General features: G+C 43.9%; 19 protein-coding genes. 13 read left to right on the top strand and 6 right to left on the bottom strand.

The window, feature by feature from the left end; all coding sequences use genetic code 11:
- Window positions 1-143 precede the first annotated feature (143 nt).
- A complete protein-coding gene (locus tag PY364_RS25365; RefSeq protein WP_275570481.1) occupies window positions 144-743 on the top strand; it encodes a glutathione S-transferase in 600 nt (199 codons plus the stop codon).
- A 34-nt stretch (window positions 744-777) separates the two neighbouring features.
- Window positions 778-1,740 carry a pyridoxamine 5'-phosphate oxidase family protein gene (locus tag PY364_RS25360; protein WP_275570480.1) on the top strand — a complete coding sequence of 321 codons (963 nt, stop codon included), beginning with the start codon at window positions 778-780 and terminating at the stop codon, window positions 1,738-1,740.
- Between the two features lie 246 nt (window positions 1,741-1,986).
- Here the strand turns inward: PY364_RS25360 and PY364_RS25355 are convergent, their stop codons facing one another.
- On the bottom strand, window positions 1,987-2,859 hold the full coding sequence (locus PY364_RS25355) for a DNA/RNA non-specific endonuclease (protein ID WP_275570479.1): 873 nt from the start codon (window positions 2,857-2,859) through the stop codon (window positions 1,987-1,989).
- 313 nt (window positions 2,860-3,172) lie between these two features.
- On the opposite strand from PY364_RS25355, the gene PY364_RS25350 reads away from it, so the two are divergent.
- From PY364_RS25350 to PY364_RS25325, 6 genes are all read left to right on the top strand, one after another.
- On the top strand, window positions 3,173-3,979 hold the full coding sequence (locus PY364_RS25350) for a ParA family protein (RefSeq protein ID WP_275570478.1): 807 nt from the start codon (window positions 3,173-3,175) through the stop codon (window positions 3,977-3,979).
- On the top strand, window positions 3,979-5,100 hold the full coding sequence (locus PY364_RS25345) for a ParB/RepB/Spo0J family partition protein (protein WP_275570477.1): 1,122 nt from the start codon (window positions 3,979-3,981) through the stop codon (window positions 5,098-5,100). Before PY364_RS25350 ends, PY364_RS25345 begins: the two co-directional genes overlap by 1 nt.
- A gap of 90 nt (window positions 5,101-5,190) precedes the next feature.
- Window positions 5,191-5,529 carry a hypothetical protein gene (locus tag PY364_RS25340; RefSeq protein ID WP_275570476.1) on the top strand — a complete coding sequence of 113 codons (339 nt, stop codon included), beginning with the start codon at window positions 5,191-5,193 and terminating at the stop codon, window positions 5,527-5,529.
- 198 nt (window positions 5,530-5,727) lie between these two features.
- On the top strand, window positions 5,728-6,255 hold the full coding sequence (locus PY364_RS25335; RefSeq protein WP_275570475.1) for a pentapeptide repeat-containing protein: 528 nt from the start codon (window positions 5,728-5,730) through the stop codon (window positions 6,253-6,255).
- A gap of 245 nt (window positions 6,256-6,500) precedes the next feature.
- Complete coding sequence (locus tag PY364_RS25330) at window positions 6,501-6,728, top strand: hypothetical protein (protein WP_275570474.1); 228 nt, start codon at window positions 6,501-6,503, stop codon at window positions 6,726-6,728.
- Window positions 6,729-7,000: 272 nt separating this feature from the next.
- The gene (locus PY364_RS25325; protein WP_275570473.1) at window positions 7,001-9,559 is read left to right on the top strand and encodes a sigma 54-interacting transcriptional regulator; all 2,559 of its coding nucleotides are present in this window, start codon (window positions 7,001-7,003) and stop codon (window positions 9,557-9,559) included.
- 239 nt (window positions 9,560-9,798) lie between these two features.
- On the opposite strand, the gene PY364_RS25320 is transcribed toward PY364_RS25325, so the two are convergent.
- Window positions 9,799-10,074 (bottom strand): thermonuclease family protein, encoded by a 276-nt coding sequence (locus PY364_RS25320; protein WP_275570472.1) that lies wholly within the window; start codon window positions 10,072-10,074, stop codon window positions 9,799-9,801.
- Window positions 10,075-10,143: 69 nt separating this feature from the next.
- Between PY364_RS25320 and PY364_RS25315 the strand changes: the two genes are divergently transcribed.
- The 4 genes from PY364_RS25315 to PY364_RS25300 all read left to right on the top strand — a co-directional run bounded on the left by PY364_RS25315 (window position 10,144) and on the right by PY364_RS25300 (window position 13,697).
- Window positions 10,144-11,799, top strand: coding sequence for an IS1182 family transposase (locus PY364_RS25315; protein WP_275570471.1), 1,656 nt, complete (start codon window positions 10,144-10,146; stop codon window positions 11,797-11,799).
- 245 nt (window positions 11,800-12,044) lie between these two features.
- Complete coding sequence (locus PY364_RS25310; RefSeq protein WP_275570470.1) at window positions 12,045-12,572, top strand: hypothetical protein; 528 nt, start codon at window positions 12,045-12,047, stop codon at window positions 12,570-12,572.
- 91 nt (window positions 12,573-12,663) lie between these two features.
- Entirely contained in the window at window positions 12,664-13,023 is a 360-nt protein-coding gene (locus PY364_RS25305; RefSeq protein WP_275570469.1) for a hypothetical protein, read from the top strand.
- Between the two features lie 122 nt (window positions 13,024-13,145).
- On the top strand, window positions 13,146-13,697 hold the full coding sequence (locus PY364_RS25300; RefSeq protein WP_275570468.1) for a hypothetical protein: 552 nt from the start codon (window positions 13,146-13,148) through the stop codon (window positions 13,695-13,697).
- Window positions 13,698-13,866: 169 nt separating this feature from the next.
- On the opposite strand, the gene PY364_RS25295 is transcribed toward PY364_RS25300, so the two are convergent.
- From PY364_RS25295 to PY364_RS25285, 3 genes are read right to left on the bottom strand one after another with little or no spacing between them, the layout of a single operon-like run.
- Window positions 13,867-15,174: an alanine--tRNA ligase-related protein gene (locus PY364_RS25295; RefSeq protein WP_275570467.1), complete on the bottom strand. Its 1,308-nt coding sequence runs from the start codon at window positions 15,172-15,174 to the stop codon at window positions 13,867-13,869.
- 40 nt (window positions 15,175-15,214) lie between these two features.
- Window positions 15,215-15,751 carry a hypothetical protein gene (locus PY364_RS25290; protein WP_275570466.1) on the bottom strand — a complete coding sequence of 179 codons (537 nt, stop codon included), beginning with the start codon at window positions 15,749-15,751 and terminating at the stop codon, window positions 15,215-15,217.
- 2 nt (window positions 15,752-15,753) lie between these two features.
- Window positions 15,754-17,610, bottom strand: coding sequence for a 3'-5' exonuclease (locus PY364_RS25285; RefSeq protein ID WP_275570465.1), 1,857 nt, complete (start codon window positions 17,608-17,610; stop codon window positions 15,754-15,756).
- Between the two features lie 151 nt (window positions 17,611-17,761).
- Between PY364_RS25285 and PY364_RS25280 the strand changes: the two genes are divergently transcribed.
- Entirely contained in the window at window positions 17,762-18,493 is a 732-nt protein-coding gene (locus PY364_RS25280) for a hypothetical protein (protein WP_275570464.1), read from the top strand.
- A gap of 120 nt (window positions 18,494-18,613) precedes the next feature.
- On the opposite strand, the gene PY364_RS25275 is transcribed toward PY364_RS25280, so the two are convergent.
- A complete protein-coding gene (locus PY364_RS25275) occupies window positions 18,614-18,907 on the bottom strand; it encodes a hypothetical protein (RefSeq protein ID WP_275570463.1) in 294 nt (97 codons plus the stop codon).
- Window positions 18,908-18,911 lie beyond the last annotated feature (4 nt).

Raw genomic sequence — 18,911 nt, 5'->3', positions numbered from 1 at the left:
TTCCATGTCTATCAGGGCTGTAATTCTCACGGCTTTTGTGAACGGTATCAAACTATGATGGCTACATGGCGTAAGTCTGAATATATGAATTAGGGAATGTGGCAGCCCTAAATCAATCCTGTTTACTCAAAAGGAGAAACATCATGATTAAGCTTTACGGTCACGAAATGTCTGGTAACAGTTACAAACCAAGACTATTGCTGGAACTGTTAAACATTGAATATGAATGGGTAAAAGTAAACTTAATGAAAGGCGAACATAAATCGCAGGAATATTTGGCACTTAACCCATTCGGACAGGTTCCTTTGTTGATTGATGGCGATACCAAACTAGCTGATGCTCAAGCTATTTTAGTGTACTTGGCACGGCAGTATGGCAGCGATAGTTGGCTGCCGTTGGATGCGCTCCCGTTGGCTCAAGTTGTTCGCTGGCTATCGACAACTGCTGGAGAAATTCGCCAAGGCCCCGAAAATGCCCGACTTTATTATTTGTTTGGGGCTACCAGTATCAATATCGAACGGGCGCACCAGCAAGCAGAGAATATCCTGACTCAATTAGAGCGACATTTGAGTACGCGCAACTGGTTAGAATTCGAGCGCCCCACGATTGCTGATATCGCAGTATTTCCCTACGTTGCTCTGGCGAACGATGGCAAGATCGACCTCGCACCCTATCCCAACGTCCTGACCTGGATCGATCGCATCAAACAACTCCCCGGCTATATCCCAATGCCAGGACTGTAGGTGAACCAACATAGCTTAAAAACAGAGGTAACACATGGCAATCCCAGGCTGGACAAGAACCGAATCGCCGTTTCATGCGGGTGAACTAGCAATTCAAGGGCGAATGGGTACGCAGGCGAAGATGGATAGGCAAGGACGACAAATGATTCGGGAATACCTGCCCGATCAGTTTCGGCAGTTCTTCCCCCAACTTCCTTACATAATCGTGGGCACGGTGGATGTGACAGGCAGCCCCTGGGCTTCCATTCTGGTAGGGAAACCGGGATTTTTATCAACGCCCGACGATCAGATATTACAGATTGCTGCTAAACCCCTCTTTGGCGATCCTTTCACAAATAATCTTGCCGATGGCATCGATATCGGCTTGCTTGGAATTGAGCTCCATACCCGCCGTCGCAATCGTGTGAACGGTACTGTCACAGCAATTGACTCGGATCGCTTTGAAGTGCAAGTGGGACAAAGCTTTGGCAACTGTCCCAAATATATTCAAACTCGGATGTTTGAGCTAATTGAACAAGATTCAGCAACGCCGCAATCGATCCATCAATTCCAAATGCTTGGATCGGAAGAACGTGCCACGATTGCTGCCGCTGATACCTTCTTCATTGCCACCGCTTATCAAAATACATCGGCAGGCATTGCTAGCGGGGTGGATGTTTCTCATCGCGGCGGCAAACCAGGCTTTGTGCGGCTCGATGATGACTGTACGCTAACCGTTCCTGACTTCTCTGGTAATTGTCAGTTTAATACCTTTGGCAACCTAGAGTTGAATCCCAATGCAGGACTACTCTTTGTGGATTTCGATCGAGGCAACCCGCTCTATCTCACAGGCACAGCCGAAGTGATTTGGGAAGGGCCTCAAATTAATGATTACGAGGGAGCAGAGCGATTGTTTCGCTTCCACCTCGATCGTGGCTATCGGGTAGAGAGTAGCCTTCCACTGCGCTGGTCATCGCCAGTATTCTCGCCTTTCTTGGATTGCACAGGTTCCTGGTGAGGGAATCGCTTATTTAATCTTGTTAGTATTTCTATTTTTTTGCCACCACCAAACTTGGTTTTTTAAAACTTCATAGCAAAAGTATTTCAAAATTGCATTTTGCTGGTGGCGAAACCTTCCTGACATTAACTAACCTTGATTTGCTTTGCCCTGTAAAGCTTTTAGGAAATCTGGGCAGTCATTCTGTGACAGTGAATTCAAAAGTTTGTCTGTAGCGAAAGCGAGTAACTTGTAGTGGAGACTCGTTCACTGACTATCAACCTTGCTTTCAATCACTTGCTGAATTGCTGGCGGCACATTTGAGAGGAAATTTAGTCCTGTATCTTTCTCAACCTGTTTCACTGACACCCTAAAACTTTTCCAGCCCTTGCCCTTAACGCTGGCATCGTTGGGCATCTCCACCGCGATCGCTCTTGTGCCTGCTGTAACTCCCTGCACCCCTAAGCCTTGTCTATCCAGCACTACAATGATTTTCCAAGTTTTTGCCGGCACGTTAATCTTTTCCTTTTTGCCGATCGCGCCCTTACTACCAACTGGCCCGGCGATGATGTAAAGCTCTTTGCCTTGACTGACCAATTGACGGCAGTAATCCTCTAAATCACCCCAGACAACGCGATTGAGTTCTGGAACTTGCGGCATCATGTTGGTCATTAAGAAGGTGGCTGAGTTGTCGGCTTCATTGCGAGTGCGATCAGCAGAAGGGGCAACGTGGCCTCTGTCGTAACCGCTGCCCATGTAGTCACCAGGTCGGACTTTGTACCAACCAGCGGGGAGGGAGTCATCGGGCCGAAAGTCATTTTTTCTGTCAGCCGGCCCAATCCATGATTTATTGAGTTGCCACGAAACCCAGTTGGCAGTGTGAGTTTTGTTGTTGTAGCTCATGGTGTACTGAGGTTTCACCATCAGGTAATTGTTAGCGCTGCTTGCAATATTAGGAGCGGCATTACTGGGATTGCCCAGGAGCAAGTTAGGGTTATTCGTCGCGGCGGCTGCGGGTTTTTGTGGTGCAACTTGAGGGGGTGGGGATGGTGGTAAAGGCGGCGGAGCTATCTGAGGGAGACACCCGCTCAAAACCCCTGCAATCAAAGCGATCGCTCCCCATTGATAATTCTTCCTCATCCTTTCCGCTCCCTTGCTCATTTCTTGTCTGTCATTATGGCATTGAGCCGAGAACTGAGATGAGATAATGTTGCTGAATTACTTAAAATACTTATGTAAGGCTCGTTAGTGCAATAAAACGCTAGCTTCATCGGCACTCACCAATAATTCGCCTTAGCCTTCCTCTTGTCGCATATCAAAATCCGACAGTCAATGTGTCAGGCTCTTGTTGAAATAACCTCGTTTGTCGTATATTAAAATTCGACAGTCAATATACCAGCGTTTTTGTTGAGATACCTATGTTCGTCGTATATTGAAATCCGACAGTCATTGAATGAATATGCGTAAACAGAAAGTTGTTATAGGAATATTAGCAAATGCAGGAGGCGTAGGCAAGACCACGCTAGCAGTGCATTTAGCTCAAGAAGTCAGCCAGCGAGGGGTGAAAGTAGCCATTTTGGATTTAGATCCACAGCGCTCGTTAGATGTATTTTGTGGCTTGCCTGCTGCCAACACGGAAAATAGCATCGTTCAAGTGCTTGCTAAAGACTTTGATGGCAAGTGGCCGCTGGTATCAGTTTGGGATAATCCCAGTATCGAAGTGTGCCAAGGGCATCCAAGCATGGCACAACTAGCCAGCGACCTAGTGATTCGCAGACGTGGAGAGTATGTTTTAGCAGACCGATTGAAAGCGTATCCTCTGCCTCATGACCTAGTAATTTTGGATTGCCCCGCGACGCTAGGCATCATCTGCGAGAATGCGATCGCCGCCAGCACAGGATTGTTAGTACCCATCCAACTAGAGATGAAATCCGTGTCTGGGGTAGCAGACTTAGTGCAGTGGTTAATCGGCACGGCTGAAGATTTGATGCTGGAACCGCGTCCGCCTATTCTTGGGCTTGTTCCTAGCTTGTATGATAAGAGCCGTGCTATTCACCGACAATATTTACAAGAACTCCCTGAAATTGCAGCCAAGTTAAAGGTGAAATTGTACCCACAAATTCGAGATTCAGCCGAGTTCAAAAATTGCAGCGCCAACGGCTTGCCTTTATCCAAATATCGCCCAGCTCACCCAGCTTGTAAGGATTTCAAAACCATTGTCAATGATATTGTTGCGTTAGCTCAGGAAGGAAAAGCATAATGGCAAATCTTCCTAAAATTGGCGATCGCTTCTCCGGTGCTTATCAAGCAACCGAACAAGCAGATCGCATTGCCGAATTGCAAGCAGAAGTAGAGAAGCTGCGTGAGGCTCAGTCTCCAGAATTGGAGCAACAAATCGCCACTTTGCGAGAGCAGCTTTTAGCACAGTCGGGCGAACAAGAGATTGCCGTAGAGCAGATTGACCCAAATCCCTATCAACCTCGACAAACCATTACCCAAGAAAGCATCCAAACTTTGGCGCACAGTATGGAAAAAGACGGGCAAATTGCACCAGTGATAGTTATTGCCCAGGGCGATCGCTATCTCCTCTGGGACGGACAGCGCCGCTTTGAAGCAGCCAAAATCTTAGGCTGGAAAACGCTGCGGGCTGTTAGTGCGCCCATGCCATCGGATTTGCACCGCAAAGCATTATTAACTTTCATCCACCATGAAGACCTTAACTCCTTAGACAAAGCTGAGGCAATTGTCAAAGAAATTGCTACGAACACGGGAATTGAGAATGAAGAAATTCCTACAGTGCTCTCAACAGTGTTGCGCCGTTTGGAGCGCTCAGGGCTGGCTAATCAACTGACTGCCCTAGTAACGGCTGCGACAGAGGAACAGCAGCAGGGAGTGAAACGGTTGGGAGTCAGTGAAACAGAGGAAAAATTGTTGTTAGCTTTATTGGATTTAGCTTTAAATCCGGCTTCGGTAAAGGCTAACTTGATGCCGATGTTGTCTATGCCCAAGGATTTAAAAGCAGCAATTCGAGAGCAAGGTCTAAAAGGAGCACACGCTTTGGCGCTGACGGTTTTATCTGCGAAGACTTTAAAAACTTCAGAGCGTCAGGCCACGAAGGAAAGGATTGAAGCGACTAACCAAGTGATTGAGCAAGATTTGACGGTAGCGAAGACTCGCGAGTTGGTGGGGCAAATCAAGGCTAAATACCTCAAATCAGATAAATCCAAGGAATCGACGGAATCCAAACAAGTAACAGCCCTTCTCAGAGATGTAGAAAAATTATCACCAACGGTGATGGCTTCTGCTAACTCAGAACAACTTGTACAATTGCGCCAAGCTTTACAGCAGAAACTCTCACATATTAATGATATTCTTAATTAACCGTTTTTGTAACAGACTCAAACTACCCAAATCCTAAATACTGTCAAAAACTGTGGCAAAATCTATATCAAAACCATTGTCTCAAAAATTATGTGGGAAAAAGCAACTGACCTAATTTTCACAGGAGTTGTTCACTTAAAGGGAGATAGCCTCAAACATTTCTGGATAATGGACAGATCGCTCTGCGGAATTGAAGCAGAAGAGTTTAGAGTTGCCGAAGATGCGATCGTTACTTGTCCGCATTGTAGAGAGGAACAGGGGTTTTTCGAGATGCCCCACTCCCCTAATGAGGTAGCCCTCACAGTACCCAAATGGGAAAATTGTACGCTAAGCTTGAAACACTTATCAGATAAGAGTTTAGCTTTTTACTTTGCGGTTGATAACAGCTTCGCTATTTCTGAGCCTACATTGGTAATAATTCATTGGTAACAATTCATTAAAACTCTATCTTGAGCAATAGGCTTAAAGTGATAAAATTTATTTTAAAAATTACTACTTGCGATAGAAGACCCTCGAACAAAAAGAGTGTTTTAATTGATAAAATCAAAATAATTTTAACATTTTTATTGATTTATAGCTTGATCGCAACAAGTTGATCGCAACTAGGAAAGCAGGAGGCGTTCGTCTGTGGAAAGCGAGGAACTGATAAAGCAGTATGCCGCAGGTGTGAGAGATTTTACTGCGGTGGATTTGAGCGAAGCTGAATTAGCAGGAGCCAATCTTAGCGGTGCAATTTTAGATAATGCCATCCTGGATGGAGCGAATTTAAATGGTGCCAATTTAAGCGCTGCTAGTTTGAGCGGAGCAGATTTAAATGGAGCCGATTTAACTGATGCTAACTTGATCGGTGCTAACCTGAGCGGTGCAATTTTAGAAGGTGCTGTTTTAGAGGGGGCAATTTTAGATAATGCCGATTTGAGTCAGTCGGAATTAACCGTTGCAAAAATGATTCAGGCAAATTTGAATGAGGCGAATCTAAGCGAAGCTAATTTAACAGCAGCCAATTTGGAACAAGCCGATTTGACCGGTGCGGATCTCACTGTAGCGGATCTATCTCAGGCAAATTTGGTCGATGCCGATTTAACTCAAGCAAACCTCAACGGAGCTAATCTAGAACAAGCCAATTTAGAAGGAACTATTATCGTAGTTTATTGAGTAGATCGTCAGCAAAAGGCAATGGTTTGGGTGGTGAATTTAAGTTGTTAACAGGTTTATCGGATGGGGAATTAACCTTGTTAATAGGTTTCTCCTGAAGCCAAATCGGAGGTGAAAGTGGCTGACAACCTTTTCATTTCCGAACAATAGGAGGGCAATTTAAATAATATAAGCCTTTACTTTCCCAATAATTATGACGTTTTTTAACAATCTTGCTTGTATGAATAGAGCCTTGGTCTTGAACAATGACCGTAATAATTCCTGATTTTATTAGGTGCTATTGTGCTTGCTCTGCCTGCCAATCCATCAATTTAATAACTAAATTTTTACGTAAATTGACACTCGATCGCCCGCCACTATTATCGATCGCGGTGCAACGCCAATCGAGCCAACAACTTATTAATAATGATAATCGCGATCGGGTGGGAGAGTCCGCCGAGCGGCGGACTCTCCCACCCTTACCCGTTATTTGATTATCATTATTATTCAATTATATTTCTACACAAAGGCGTATTGACAAAATCTACTCCCTTCTAACTTGTTACCAATGGTTGCCGCTTGACTGCTGAGTAGCGTCTTTTTTTTTGTTAGTCCCACCGGGTGCATCTCAATGAGTGCGAATATGTATGTCAAAAAAGGGTTAAAATAAAAAAGCTAGTAAAATCGTAAAATATGGTTGTCGAGTTTTTGAATATAATAGATTCTACACCAACTACCACGATTCGGCTTTCGCCGACGAAGCGCGATGTCTACCGAAACATTAGTTAACTGGCTTGAAAAAAGTACCGAATTAGGTATATTATCCCGCGAGATTTTACAGGCGATCGCGCGTGAAATGGAAATGGTAACTTTTCCCGCCGGATTTCGAGTGGTAATTGAAGATACGCCTGTCACTAATCTCTATATTTTAGAACGGGGACAAGCCGATCGCTACCGCCGCAAACCACCGGAATTAATGTGGGCGAGTAGTTTGTTGCCGGGGGCGATCGTGAATTTATCGGCTCTTCAACGATCGCAACCTGCGGATAGTCGAATTATTGCTCGGACAGAGTGTCAATTTTGGGTAATTAGTGCCGATCGCTGGCGTGGTTTGCTAGAAAGATATCCACGGATCGCCGAAGCCTACGCTCAACGTTTGGCAGCGAAATTAGAGCAGCTAGAAGCAGAAATTGCCTACGAACGAGAGCGTCAAAATGCCCTCCGCAGCTATCTAGTACCTAGGGCGAGACGGGGAGTCATTGGCAATAGTCGTTATGCAGTGAAATTGCGCCAACAAATTCGCACGGCATCAAGTGACAGCCGATCGGTATTAATTTCTGGCGAACCTGGTTTAGAAAAGGATAATTTAGCTGCTTTAATTCATTTCGGTTCCCATCGCCGCAACGAGCCAATTATTCAGATTAAAAGTGCTTTACTTCAGAGCAATGGAGCGGAATTATTCGGGCGGTTGGGCGGCAAACCGGGGCTGTTGGAATGGTTGGGAGAAGGGACGTTAATTTTAAATGACGTGCAAGAATTACCCGCTCAATTATGCCCCAAAATTCAGCAATTATTAACCGAGGGAACCTATACGCCAGTTGTCAAGGAAGGACAAATACCGCGACCACCGCGTTCTAGTAATGCCCGGATAATTTTAATCTCAGAAATTGTGCAGCCCAAGCTAGATAAGCTGACACAACACAAGATTAAAGTCCCATCCTTGCGGGTGCGAAAAACAGATTTAGAGGCACAAGTCAACTATTATCTCAATATCATTGGTCGCAAAAAGAAATTAGTCAAGCCCCAAGTTACACCGGAAGCAATTCGCCGCTTACAAGCCTACGATTTTCCAGGTAATTTGCAGGAATTGCAGGGAATGGTCGATCGCGCCTTAGTTCAAGCACAGGGGAGTCAGGTATTAACGGAAGAAGTGTTTTGGGCCCAGGCAGCGAAGAAACAAAAGTTTCGGCTGAATTTATTAAATATTTATCCAAAATTTCGGCAATTTTTACGGAGCGATTGGTATCCCGAACGCGTAAATTATTGGTTTACCACCTGGGTGTTTGCATTGGTGGTAATTATCCTGTTTGTTGCTCCCCAAGATCGACAACATAATTTTGCCCTAAATATCTTTTGGGCGTGGTGGTGGCCGTTAATTTTATTATTATTCCCCATCATCGGGCGATTGTGGTGTGCTTTTTGCCCTTTTATGATTTATGGGGAAATCGTCCAAAAACTATCTCTGAAAATTTTTCCTCGAACTCTCAATAAATGGCCGCGCCAACAAGCCGAAAAATGGGGCGGTTGGTTTCTCTTTGGACTATTTACCCTGATATTTCTGTGGGAAGAGTTGTGGAATTTAGAAAATACCGCCTATTTATCCAGTTGTTTGTTGTTGCTCATCACCGCCGGAGCGGTAATTTTTTCCCTAATCTTCGAGAGGCGATTTTGGTGTCGTTATTTATGCCCGATCGGGGGAATGAATGGATTATTTGCTAAACTCTCAATTATCGAACTTCGCGCCCAACAAGGAACCTGCGCGGCGGAATGCAGCACGTACCAATGTTACAAAGGCGGCCCCGGCTTGGGGGAAGGATTAACTACTAATGGCTGTCCGATTTATTCCCATCCCGCCCAATTAACCGATAATAAAGATTGCGTGTTGTGCATGACTTGCTTGAAAGCTTGTCCGCATCGATCGGTAGAATTAAATCTGCGCCCTCCCGGCATCGAATTATGGACTACCCACGTTCCTCACAGTTATGAAGTTGCCCTGTTATTTCTATTATTAGGCGGTATTTATCTGCATCGCTTGCCGGAGATAAATAGTTGGTTGGGGCTGGGCATCAATTTAGAGCAATTTTTACCTCATTTAGGACTGTCGATCGCAGTATTAATTATCCCGCCGATGATTCCCCTAATTGCCTACACAATCATGCAGGCAATTTATCGATTGGGACAAGCAGAAACCATGCCATTTTCAACCTACAAACCCCTCTCATTTGTCTCTCTCGCCTACGGTTATTTACCCTTAGTCTGGGGCGGTAGTTTGGCTCACTATTGGCGATTGGGTTTGCAGGAAGGCGGTCGAGTGATTCCCGTAATTTTTGCCACTTTCGGACAAATTAGAGACGATTTACCGAGTTTTATTGGCGATCCATCTGTGATTAGTTTCTTGCAAGGTTTAACTTTGATTGTATCATTATTAGTTACAATATTTGTGACTCAAAAAATTGCCAAGCGCTCAATTAAATCTTTGATTCCACAACATTTAGCAAGTTTGTGCCTGATGCTGAGTTTGTGGTATGCGATCGTAGGAACCTGAGAGATAGAAACGGCAAAGTTATCGCCGCAAGCAAAAAAGGCGATTGTTCGCGGATACTGTGCGCTTATTCCAGCTACGACGAACTGTTTGACTGGGCAAAACAACAATTCCGCAACCCCAATTAACGTTTTGGTTTAGGATAATTTCACGGTTTTTCATCACCATTAAGAAGTTGTCGCGCTCCCTTAGTATTCGATCGCTCCCGATAACTTTGGTGTATACCGCTGCGCCCGCGTACATCAGCTCCTGTTCTGCTTTCGATAATCCCAAGGACGCTGACCGCCACCAGGAAGTCGCCACACTCCCAGCTTTTGCGATCGCCCGATATCCTCTGCGGTGTCGAACACATCAGCATTGTGGCAGTTGCCGCTGAATTGCTTGTAATGGTAAGCGAATCCAGCTTTGAGCATTTCCTCCTGCACCGATTGTTCGCCGTTGGGTGTATCAAAGAGGACTTCAGCCACAGTGCGGTTGTACGGGGTGAAATGAGCAGTCGATGCTGTTGGCGAAGTCAAAAGTAGACAGGAATTCCGTAGAGTGTCACTCTAAAATTGGTACTATATATACCCAGGAGAGTTAGGGATATGTCACTAAAACCACAACCCATCAGTCCTGTGCCAGAGGAAACAGTTCGTGTCGCCCGTGCTGCTTTCCCAAAAGGGAACCTTTATCTGACACTGCGAGATGAAATTGGCACACTTTACAGTGACAGTGACTTTACCGCCTTGTATCCCACTCATGGTCAACCAACAGTTACACCTTGGCGACTGGCGTTAATCTGTGTGCTGCAATTTATTGAGGATTTGCCAGATCGACAAGCTGCTGAAGCTGTCCGTAGTAGGATTGATTGGAAATATGTTTTGGGGTTGGAATTGACTGACCCAGGGTTTGACTTCTCTGTATTATGTGAATTTCGCACCCGATTGATAACTGGTGGTGCAGAGCAACAACTGCTAGACACTTTACTGAAGCAATTCAAAGAACGCGGATGGCTCAAAGAAAGAGGAAAACAGCGCACAGATTCTACCCATGTGCTGGCTGCTATTCGCAACTTGAACCGACTAGAAGGGGTAGGTGAAACCCTACGTGCAGCCCTCAATGACCTAGCTACAGTTGCGCCAGACTGGTTACGTTCATGGGTGCCAGAGGAATGGTTTGAACGCTACGGTCGTGCCATAGAAGAGTATCGCCTACCCAAAGGCATTGCTGCTCGTAAGGAATATGCCGAGATAATTGGCACAGATGGTATGCAATTACTGATAGCTGTGTGGGCAGAAGATGTCCCAAATTGGCTCAGGCTTGTGCCAGCCGTCGAAATTTTGCGACTGACTTGGATACATCAATATTATGTGGAGAATGAGCAAGTAAGATTGCGGGCTGCCAGCGACTTAGCTCCTTGTGGTAGTCGTTTTGACTCTCCTTATGACATCGATGCTCGCTTTGGTAACAAACGCAGTGTGACTTGGACTGGGTATAAAGTGCATCTAACCGAAACTTGCGATCGGAACCAAGTCCATTTAATCACTCATGCTATTACCACTCAAGCTCAAGTTTCAGATGTTACCCAGACTGCACTTATCCACGAGGCATTGGCCGCCAAAGACCTGCTTCCCAGTCAACACATTGTTGATGCTGGCTATGTCGATAGTAATCTGATCGTCACCAGCCATAAGCGTTATGGAATAGATTTAGTTGGGCCTGTTCGCCCCAATGTTAGTTGGCAAGCTAAAACACCTGGTGGTTATGACATCAGCCAGTTCACAGTGAACTGGAATACAAAACGGGTGACTTGTCCCCAAGGTAAAAAAAGTACCAAAAACTGGGTTCCGACTCAGGACAAATGGGGCAATGCAGTAATTAACGTGAGATTTCCTCGCAAAACTTGCCGACTTTGCAACGCCCGTGCTTTATGCACCCGCTCGAAAACTGAGCCAAGAGAACTGACACTGCGTCCAAAAGCTGAATACCAGGCACTGCAAACCGTGCGACAACAACAGCTTTCCACTGACTGGCAAAAACTCTATGACACCAGAGCGGGAGTTGAGGGAACGCTATCTCAAGGAATTGCAACTTTGGGGCTGCGACAAGCTCGCTACATTGGTTTGGTTAAAGTCCGACTCCAGCACTTGTTGACTGCTGTGGCTCTCAATGTGGTGCGGATGGTTGCTTGGTTACATGGTCGAACCCACGCGAAAACCAGAATTGCTCGATTTGCCGCTCTAGCTCCAGAGCCAGTTTGAAGCAAGAGCTTTCAATCCAAATTACCAATAATATCTGTTAAAATCATCTTTTCCCATGTAATACATGGAAAAGGCTCTGCTACCTTATGAGACGTGAGTTCGATGGAAATTTTAAGCGTCTTGGGTGGTCACAATTCACGGAAAAGCGATCGCCTAGCCAATCGTCCCTGGTTTTTTCGCGATCGCCAGCCCATCGAACTCACGTTATGAGCTAAAATTACGGTGTAATACATGGATCAGCGATTATGAAACGTGATATCCAGGGAAAGTTTGCGCTGAAAAACGAAGACTATCGTTTAGTTCGCTCATTGAGACTAACTGATTCCACTTGGGTAGCTTTGGGCATCAGATCTGAATGCTTGGGTCTTACTAGGGCTGACTATTTAGAGCATATTATTCGCGAAAATGCTCTGCCAAGTACAGTTCCTCCAAGTAATACACGGGGAAACGATTCCCTCTATCCAAGTAATACACGGAAAAATATGGAGTCTCTGCCGAGTAATACACGGTATGAGGAGGAAATAGAAGTACTCAAAGCGGAAATACAAAATCTCACTCAAAAGAATACTGTGTTGAGTGAACAAACAGCAATTGCTTTCTCCCAAACAGTAGAACTTGAGCTTTTACGCGATAAGCGAAGCTTGCTCGCTGCGCGAGATCGCATTTTGCTTGAGTTGAAATTAGGCAAGCAAGCCCCTGGATACAAAGCTGTTCAAAAAGCTCTCAATCGTTTCATCGCTGAATTGACTTACCCAAACACGAGCATTTTTTGACTTCGCCAACAGCATCAGCATCGACTGCTCATTTACCCCCTAATTCATGCAGTGATGGAGTAAATACTGAAAACTTTCAGTTCTACTGCTAATGAAAAAATACCTCAACCTAGCCACTGCCTTGCTCAGTTCCCTCAAACCCAAATCCCAACAACTAACAATTGACAGTTACGGGCAAACAACCCTCACCTATGAACAACAGCAAGCCCTGATGGAATGGTTGTTTTCGAGTTTAATTAATGCCGGGTACTTCGGCAAAGCTCATCTCATCTGGAACGATGGGCAGGATAGAGAAAGGGAAATATTAACTGCACTGATGCGAAATGAGCCGATATTCTTGTACCGTCTGGGAGAGCGACCATCCTTACCTCCTGCTGGGTTTTATTGGCGACTGATGGGCGAACATCCTAGCTTGCGAATTTACCAGTTGGAGATGGAAGGTCAAGACTAGATGAGTCAAAGTTCATCATCAGATCCTAGTATTCTGAAGGATCGGCTGTTTGAACCACTCTCAGCAGGTTTGAATTAAGACAAAATAGTTGTAATCTGCAAGTGAAGAAACTCCTAAAATTAATGAAACAATTAGAACTTTTCCCGGACTTTAACCCCAAACCTAACGTCACTCAGCCTCAATTGCTAATGACTGCTAACTCCCTACTCCAATGGAAGCAACGGATATTTGACTATCAACAATCGGCTAATATTCGTCAGCCAGAGCAAAAAACTCTGTTCGACATTGCTCCTAACCCTTATGATTCCAACGAAATAAAGCCCTTCGGCTTGCAATTCCAAAACCTTTCTTGTCTCGAACTGCCCGACCCTGGCGATCGCACTTGCCTCTATTTCGTTGTTGACAATACTTTACCATTGTTGCTGTATGTTGGAGAAACGGAACTCACGCCTAAACAACGGTGGGTTAATCACTATTGCCATCGCTACATTTTGCACTACATTGAACTGCACCGACGCTATTCCTTTGATGTGGCTGTTGGGATTGCTTTTTGGTATGGAGCACCTAGCGATCGCAAACAACGGCTGAAGTTAGAATCTGAGTTAATTTATAAGTGGCGTTCCCCGTTTAACAAAGAATGCTGGCAATGGTGGGGTCAGCCCTTTGGTAAATAGGGGTTTGCATTTTGCTAACAAAGCAAATCGAGAAACTACAGAGCTTGAAAATTAGTAGTTTTTTTCACAGTGATAAGGAAGGGCAAAATAAATTTGCTATTTTAGAGCAATGCAGAAAATTCTTCACTCAAATTTTTAATGAATAATTACACTCTCAAAAAATATGAAATCAATCAATTTCCGAGCCTAAAATATTATTATATTCTGCCCAATCAAGATTTAATCCTTGATAAGTCGCCCAGGCCTTAATTACTTTTATAGAGCAATTATAGGTCTGAAAAAATTGATTGAGTAGGTAGCCAGTAACGAGGCCTTTTTCTCGCTCAATATCGAGAAGTTTCCAACAGTAAGATTCCTGTTGTTGTAGGAAAGTAGTAATCTCATACTGCTGTTCTCGCAGGTGAGGATAAAAAGTTTCTCCTAAAGTAATAGTATTAGCAATCACCAACTCAATAAAAGAATCCTCAATGCCTAATAGTTGTGCGTGCAATACCAAACGCATCAACCATATTTTAATTTGTTTATGGATAGGCAATGGCCAGCGCTGGGGTGGTTTGAAAATATAATCAGCAGTCAAGTGAACAGCCGCACGAACGTGATCGGCAATCGCTTTCAAAGAAAGTTTAGTTAAGTTATCTACATGATAGTAATCTATTCCGGCAACTTGAGCCACAGTTTGAATTATCGGAAATATCAGGTCAGTTTCATAGAAACTAGGTACTTGTTGCAGAATAGCTGCTAACTTTTCTAAATCCATCCCAGCCGCAATATAATTCCTCTTGAGAGGAATCCGCTTATTTCCATACTGCTGGTACTCACAATCCATAAAAACCAGAGTGTAAAAGTTCAGAAATCGCAAATCTTCTTCTGGTAAAATGTAAGGAAGTATGTCATCGCGCTCGTAGTATTCTTTATCTTTAGATTTAAATTCAATATCTTCTTCTGTTTCCACTAATTCATCACCTCTTTCTGGGTAACAATCGTAGTGAATGCGAGTGGAGTTACCGCAGTGACCATGAGGATGACTTCGCCAAAAATTCCAGCGGCTGATAATAATACGATTTTCGGGTACGCCGATTTTATCGCGCCAGATAGCAATAGTTTCAGTATCATTTGGATATACACTCACCACCAATCGGGATGGTGGCAATTGATAAACTTCAGTGCAAAGTTCCCAAGCCCAAGTTAATGCTTGTTCTTTAGAATAATCGCCCCAGTTACCTAGCATCTCAAAAAAGGTAGGATGGCGCTGTGTGAGAACAGTGATATTCGGAGAAATATGCTTTTGTAAAATTGTACTATGACTTAATGGCGAGTATTTCTGTCCCAAGGAAATAGGATGAAATGGTAATGTCCAAAGATTACTTTGCAACATTAAATTGGGAGGTTTTGCAATCAAAGGTACACTGGGGAAAATCTGATGGCCTCTGGTAGCATAGAAGGAAATAAATTGTTGCCGAATTTGGTTACTATTCATGCTGACACAATTGTGATAATTACCGAAATAGCCCCTTCTTTTAGTGATATTCCTCTGGCTCCAACCTATCCGCTGACGGTTGGCGAATGAGGTCAGCACTAAGCCATTGGCGGACGGGTGGCATACCCATTTCTACCAGATAAATTCTACAAAATTGTTTGCCAATCCCGGTACGTAGTTTTAATTGTCTGATGATTTTCCCTTCATACCACTGACTGTTCCAAAATGCTTCACAGGAAATGTCTACTAATTTATCCTCAGTGATGAGAGCATCTGATTTTACTAATTCCTTGCCACTTTCTCCAAGTTGGATATTTAGCGGTGGCTTTTCCTCTAAATCATATTCGTAACTTTTCTCATAATTCTCCCAGTTTTTGGGAAGCAGAAAGTAAAAGCAACTGATGGCAGTCAGTAAACAAACGGCTAATAAGAATGCCATGAACAGATAAAACCCTACTTTATCAGGCAAGGGAGTAGTGGCTTTCTCCAAAGTTGTTCTAACGAGAGAAAAACAGCAAAAAATAGCTAATAGTCCGACCATTAGGAAAAAGAATCTAGCACTACTTATCGTTTTCATTTTTATTTAACAGTTAATAGTTTTGCTACGAAAGCAGAATCGCGATCGCCACTCAATTCTAAGTAATCCATCGCCCTAGTCATGGCCACGTACAAAAGTCTCGCTTCATCAGCAATTGACTGAGACTGAGAAGGCATAAAACCAACACCCGGAATAAACACTACTGGAAATTCTAGCCCCTTACTGCTGTGTATTGTTAACAATTTTACGCTTGGGGCTTCGGGGTGGTAGTAGCGGCTATTACTATCAGCATTGAGCCATTCTACAGGGATATCAACATTTTTCAAAGCCTGATTAAGCGATTGCCCCATGAAGCCTAAACGGTAAACAATCGCGATGTCATTCCAAGCTATCCCACGCTCTCTATATTCGCGAATGCGATCGCATATATGCCTTGTCTCAGCGGCAAAACTAGACAAGCGGGTAAATGTCGGTTTTGCCCCATGTCTGCCCACAGTTTCGGGTTTGAGGAGTACGGGCGCATCTTCTTCATTATCTTCTGTGGGCTGCATGATATTCTTAGCAAACTGATAGGCAAAGTGTAAAATCTCTTCAGTATTGCGGTAATTGAGTTTAAGACTTGTAGTCCGTCCCCTTGCCTGAATGCCCACACTAGCAAAACTAAACTTACCGAGTTTTTTCTTTTCGTAAATGCTCTGAGCATCGTCGTAAAGCACTAACAACGAATTAGTTTCGGGGTCAACCATCTGCACGATTAATTTGAGCCAATCGGGTTGAAAATCATGCCCTTCATCCAGTAGCACCGCCCCATATTTACCCTTGGGTATATTTCCCGCTTCCACTCCTAAAATCACTTGCGAGACTAACTGCTCCACAAATTCATTGCCTCGGTACATGGTGCGATCTGGTAACGGTAGGTTATAAAGTCGCAACTGTTCCATACACCAGCTATGAAAATGTTGTACTGATACTTTCCCCTCAATAATACCCTTTTCTCTGAGTATTTGCCTGAGCTTTGATGCTAGGGAAATATTAAAACATAGTACCAATATCGGTTTGTCACTCTGTTCTGCTAAAAACTGACAGCGATAAACCAGAATTAAGGTTTTACCTGACCCCGCCACGCCATGAATTACACGATGTCCGCCCCTGAGACTTCGCGCTAACTGCTCTTGCTGCAAGTCCATAATTTTGATGAGGTCAGGTGCGATCGCCACTGGGGTAATTTCTGTATCCTCTTCTGGTTCTGGCAATAGGGATGGCTCAATGGCAATATCTGGGAAAATATGCCATCGGATGCGATTAATTTGGTGCTGGCTTAAAGTGTGCTCGAAATGGTAAGGAAACATATTCCACAAACGTTCTTGAAAATCGCTATCAGCAACGCTTTCCAGCATTTCATCTTTGCAAATTACTAAGTTTGATTCGATTACTTCTCCTAAGCCCTGTTTCTCGAAAACTGAGCGCGTAATATTGGTAAAAACAACACCATAACCGTAAGGAATTATGCACTTACCAGCGTAGGGATTGCTGAAGCTGTGGACTAAATCAGCATCGCGTTCTAATAACTTCACGGCATGAAATACATACTTTCGCGCTTGCTCTAAAGGGTTATCTACTTGTTTGGGATTGTCGCTATTGCGATCTAAAATTGTCCAACTTGCCCTCGTCACATTGCGGATGGTGTCGATTTTCCAGTCTTTGACTTCTAACACCAATAAGCCTCGAATGGGGTGCAAGATGATGAAATCGGGGTGCAGTTGCCTTTTGCCAATGGGTACGTCATACCAGATGAGGTAATCCCGATCGAGCTTTTGTTCTAAGCGCATGGCCAAACGTCTCTCTCCCGGTGTCATTCGGGCTTCGCAACTGTTGAGTGAGGGGATGAGAGAGGGCATTGTGGGGTGGGCTAGAGGATATTTGCATTTTATGTCTATATCCTCCGCTATCCTTCTCAACTTAATGAAAAGCGCTGAGTACCCTGTTTTTTAAAAGCGATTGCCATTCAGTGCGCTAAAATATTAACGTTTCAACCAATTTGTGTTAGATATGAAACTCCGATATGTCTCTGGCTTAGTGGGAGCTTTATCACTTTTTGTTGCCAGTGCTGCTAGTGCAAGTACCTATACCAATAGCGATCGAAGTTTTGCCTTGTCCTTTGACGAAATTCAAAGGAATAATAATAATTTTTATTATCGTCATAGTGGCGATCGCTATTTTATGGGACAAATTAAAATCATTAATACTTCAGAAACAGCAGGCAGCGTAACTTATAAAGGAACCTTTAAAGAAGATTTAATTGGCAAAAGAGAGAAAGAAATAAGCTGTGTTGGTGATATTAATATTGTGCGACACCAAAAGAATAATCAGGTTGAAGCACAATTAACTCAAATAGTTAAAAGCGGGACAAATTGCCCATCCATTGGTCAAACTTTCAAGGTAACATTAGTAGAGCCTTTACCAGTTGCCGATAAAAACGGCAATTTTACTTCACAGAATAGCGATAATGATTTATCAGAAACAGCCGGGTTTCTGACTTGGCCAGCATGGCAAGTCGTGTCGAGTGATGGTGAGTTGAATTGCCGCGCTCAACCCAATGCTGAGGCTGCCGTGAAATTTGTGTTTCGGGCTGGACGCGATCGCCTTAAAGCTGAGACTAGAGGGGCTAGTGCTTTTCAATCAAGTAATGGAGCCACCTGGATGCGGACGGTAAGCCCGAAAGGGATATGTTATGTTCGTGCTAATTCTAAATTTATTAAACCAATTTCAATTCCTAATTAATACTGGGTTTCGAGATTAAAAGGGTTGATTTGTATGGCAATGGAGAAAAAGTAGAATTATTCGCGCGACAAAAGCGCGATCCGTCGCGTTTTTGGTACGGTGGCGATCGTTCTGTGCTATTTAATGCTGAGTTGTCTCATTATCCCAGAAAATTTGAGAGATGAGTGCAAAATCCTTATCCGTAGGTTCTTTACCCAATGTTTCAGTCCAAGATTTTTTCAATTCTTGCCAAGCTGCGGGTGTTTCTGGTTTACGAGTCAGCAAAGTAATTAAACGAGTTTTAGTTTTAGCTTCTTCTGGTTCAACACCTTTAGCAATCAATCCCAATTCAAACCCTGGATTGATGCTATTGAGCAGAATATCTGCATATTGAGTATCGGATAGGTTTAATTTTTCAATGGGTTGGTTTGTCATAATT

Origin of the sequence: Kamptonema sp. UHCC 0994, from assembly GCF_029167235.1 — a bacterium.
Lineage (GTDB): Bacteria > Cyanobacteriota > Cyanobacteriia > Cyanobacteriales > Microcoleaceae > Kamptonema.
Note: the sequence above shows the minus strand (reverse complement) of the source record. Positions and strands in the feature narration are given on the sequence as shown.